A 3,650-nucleotide genomic window follows, 5' to 3' on the forward strand; every position below is an offset into this window, starting at 1 on the left:
TTTTGTTTATCAGACTCCTTTTGTGTCACTTCTTTCTGCTCGGGCCGCGCCACGCCCACGAGTCTCTCGGCAGGGTTCGTCATCAGAGGTTCTCCACTGTCGGGGCCGGTCGCTTGCGGGTCGGGGGTCCCCCCGGACGACGTCCGGGGGAGGTCAGAGCACGCCGAGCTCACCGACCGAGGTAAGCCGGATGATCGCACGCCCCTCCTCGTCGGAGGCGGCGAGGTCGACCTCGGCGCTGATGCCCCAGCCATGGTCCCCGTTGGGGTCCGCGAACGTCTGCCGGACGCGCCACAGGCCGTGCGCCGGGTCTTCCTCGATCTGGAGCAGCTTCGGGCCGCGGGCGTCGGGGCCGGTGCCCAGGTCGTCGTACTCGTCCCAGTACGCGTCCATGGCCTCGCCCCAGGCGTCGGCGTCCCAGCCGGACTCGCCGTCCAGCTCGCCCAGCTCGTCGACGTGGTCCAGAGCGGCGAGCTCCACCCGGCGGAACATGGCGTTGCGGACCAGGACGCGGAAGGCGCGCGCGTTCGCCGTGACCGGCTTGACCTGGTCGGCCTTCTCCTGGGCCTGCTCCGCCGTCTCCACCTCCGGGTTCGCCAGCTGCTCCCACTCGTCGAGCAGGCTGGAGTCGACCTGGCGGACGAGCTCGCCCAGCCAGGCGATGAGGTCCTGGAGGTCCTCGGACTTCAGGTCGTCGGGGATCGTGTGGTCGAGCGCCTTGTAGGCGCTCGCCAGGTAGCGCAGCACGATGCCCTCGGTGCGGGCGAGCTCGTAGAAGGAGGTGAACTCGGTGAAGGTCATCGCGCGCTCGTACATGTCGCGGATGATCGACTTGGGGGAGACGGGGTGGTCGCGGACCCACGGGTGGCTCTTGCTGTACACGTCGTAGGCGTGGAAGAGGAGCTCTTCGAGGGGCTTGGGATAGGTGACGTCCTGGAGGCGCTCCATCCGCTCCTCGTACTCGATCCCGTCGGCCTTCATCGCACCCACGGCGATGCCGCGTTCCTTGTTCTGCTGGGCCGCCAGGATCTGGCGCGGGTCGTCCAGCGTGGACTCGACGACGGAGACCATGTCCAGCGCGTAGGAGGGGGACTCCGGGTCCAGCAGGTCGAAGGAGGCCAGCGCGAACGTGGACAGCGGCTGGTTGAGCGCGAAGTCCTGCTGGAGGTCGACGGTGAGGCGGATGGTGCGGCCTTCCGCGTCCGGGGTGTCGAGCTTCTCGACGACGCCCCCGTCCAGCAGCGAGCGGTAGATCGCGATGGCCCGGCGGATGTGCCGCAGCTGGGCCTTGCGCGGCTCGTGGTTGTCCTCGAGGAGGTGGCGCATCGCCTGGAAGGCGTCGCCCGGACGGGCGATGACCGACAGCAGCATGATGTTGGTGACCTTGAACCGCGAGGTGAGCGGCTCCGGGTCGGCGGCGATGAGCTTCTCGAACGTGGTGTCCGACCAGGCGACGAAGCCTTCGGGGGCCTTCTTGCGCACCACCTTGCGGCGCTTCTTCGGGTCGTCGCCGGCCTTCGCGAGGGCCTTCTCGTTCTCGATGACGTGCTCGGGCGCCTGGGCGACCACGTAGCCCGCCGTGTCGAAGCCGGCCCGGCCCGCGCGGCCGGCGATCTGGTGGAACTCGCGGGCGCGCAGGGTGCGGACCCGGTTGCCGTCGTACTTGGTGAGTGCGGTGAACAGCACCGTGCGGATGGGGACGTTGACCCCGACACCGAGGGTGTCGGTACCGCAGATCACCTTCAGCAGCCCGGCCTGGGCCAGCTTCTCGACCAGGCGCCGGTACTTGGGCAGCATGCCGGCGTGGTGGACGCCGATGCCGTGCCGGACGTAGCGGGACAGGTTCTGGCCGAACTTGGTGGTGAAGCGGAAGTTGCCGATCAGATCGGCGATCTTGTCCTTCTCCTCGCGGGTGCACATGTTGATGCTCATCAGCGACTGCGCCCGCTCGACCGCCTGCGCCTGCGTGAAGTGCACGATGTACACCGGGGCCTGCCGGGTTTCCAGCAGCTCGGTGATCGTGTCGGTGATCGGCGTCGTGACGTACTCGTACGACAGCGGGACGGGCCGCGTCGCGGAGCGGACCACCGAGGTCGGGCGGCCGGTCCGGCGGGTCAGGTCCTCCTCGAACCGCTTCACGTCGCCGAGGGTCGCCGACATCAGGACGAACTGCGCCTGCGGCAGCTCCAGCAGCGGGATCTGCCACGCCCAGCCGCGGTCCGGCTCCGCGTAGAAGTGGAACTCGTCCATGACGACCTGGCCGATGTCGGCGTACTTGCCGTCGCGCAGGGCGATGGAGGCCAGCACCTCGGCGGTGCAGCAGATCACCGGGGCGTCCGCGTTGACGGAGGCGTCGCCGGTCAGCATGCCGACGTTCTCGGTGCCGAACAGCTTGCACAGGTCGAAGAACTTCTCCGACACCAGCGCCTTGATCGGAGCGGTGTAGAAGGTCACCTTGTCCTGGGCGAGGGCGGTGAAGTGCGCGCCGGCCGCGACGAGGCTCTTGCCGGAGCCGGTCGGAGTGGACAGGACCACGTTCGCCCCGGAGACGACCTCGATCAGGGCCTCCTCCTGAGCCGGGTACAGGGTGATGCCCTGATCCTCCGCCCACGAGGAGAAAGCCTCGAAGAGGGCGTCGGGGTCGGCGTTCGGCGGGAGCTGATCAATGAGGGTCACACCCCCCATCTTGCCTGGCTTCCTGCCATAAGAGGGAACCGGCGGACGCATCGAAGATCACCGCCGGTACGCTGTGCCGTTGACCGGGCCCGAACGAAACCGTCAACAGGGCCCGACCACCACACGACTGGGGCGGGGAACGACCATGATGGGTCCGGCGCACTCACTGTCCGGGGCGGCAGCCTGGCTGGGGGTGGGAGCGGCGGCCGCGGCCGCCGGACACCCGATGCCCTGGCCGGTCCTCGTCGTCGGCGCACTCATCTGCGCCGGCGCCGCCCTCGCCCCGGACCTGGACCACAAGTCGGCGACGATCTCGCGCGCCTTCGGCCCGCTCTCCCGGGGCCTGTGCGAGGTGGTCGACAAGATCTCCTACGCCGTCTACAAGGCCACCCGCGCCCCCAAGGACGCCCGCCGCACCGGCGGCCACCGCACCCTGACGCACACGTGGCTGTGGGCCGTCCTCATCGGCGCCGGCTCCTCCGCGCTCGCGGTCACCACCGACCGCTGGGGCGTGCTCGTCCTGCTCTTCGTCCACCTGGTCCTGGCCGTCGAAGGCCTGCTGTGGCGGGCCGCCCGGATGTCCAGCGACGTCCTCGTCTGGCTGCTGGGCGCCACCAGCGCCTGGATCCTGGCGGGCGTCCTCGACCAGCCCGGCAACGGCGCCGGGTGGCTGTTCACCGGCCCCGGCCAGGAATACCTCTGGCTCGGCCTGCCGATCCTGCTCGGCGCCCTGGTCCACGACATCGGCGACGCCCTGACCGTCTCCGGCTGCCCCATCCTGTGGCCCCTCCCGATCGCAGGAAAGCGCTGGTACCCCATCGGCCCGCCCAAGGGCATGCGCTTCCGGGCCGGCAGCTGGGTGGAGCTCAAGGTCCTCATGCCCGTGTTCATGCTGCTCGGCGGCGTGGGGGGGGGGGGGGCGCGCGGGGTGTTGGAGGTGGCGTGCGGGCGTGGGCGCGTCTCGTTTAAAAAAA

At 69.6% G+C, this 3,650-nt stretch carries 2 protein-coding genes; one reads left to right on the forward strand and one right to left on the reverse strand.

Translation table 11 applies throughout. The features are described from left to right. Window positions 1-153 precede the first annotated feature (153 nt). Window positions 154-2,676, reverse strand: coding sequence for a DEAD/DEAH box helicase (locus tag ACFXA3_RS38515; protein WP_385195346.1), 2,523 nt, complete (start codon window positions 2,674-2,676; stop codon window positions 154-156). Between the two features lie 145 nt (window positions 2,677-2,821). Between ACFXA3_RS38515 and ACFXA3_RS38520 the strand changes: the two genes are divergently transcribed. Then, on the forward strand, window positions 2,822-3,650 hold an 829-nt coding region (locus ACFXA3_RS38520), incomplete at its 3' end, for a metal-dependent hydrolase (RefSeq protein WP_385195348.1).

Origin of the sequence: Streptomyces sp. NPDC059456, from assembly GCF_042750055.1 — a bacterium.
Lineage (GTDB): Bacteria > Actinomycetota > Actinomycetes > Streptomycetales > Streptomycetaceae > Streptomyces.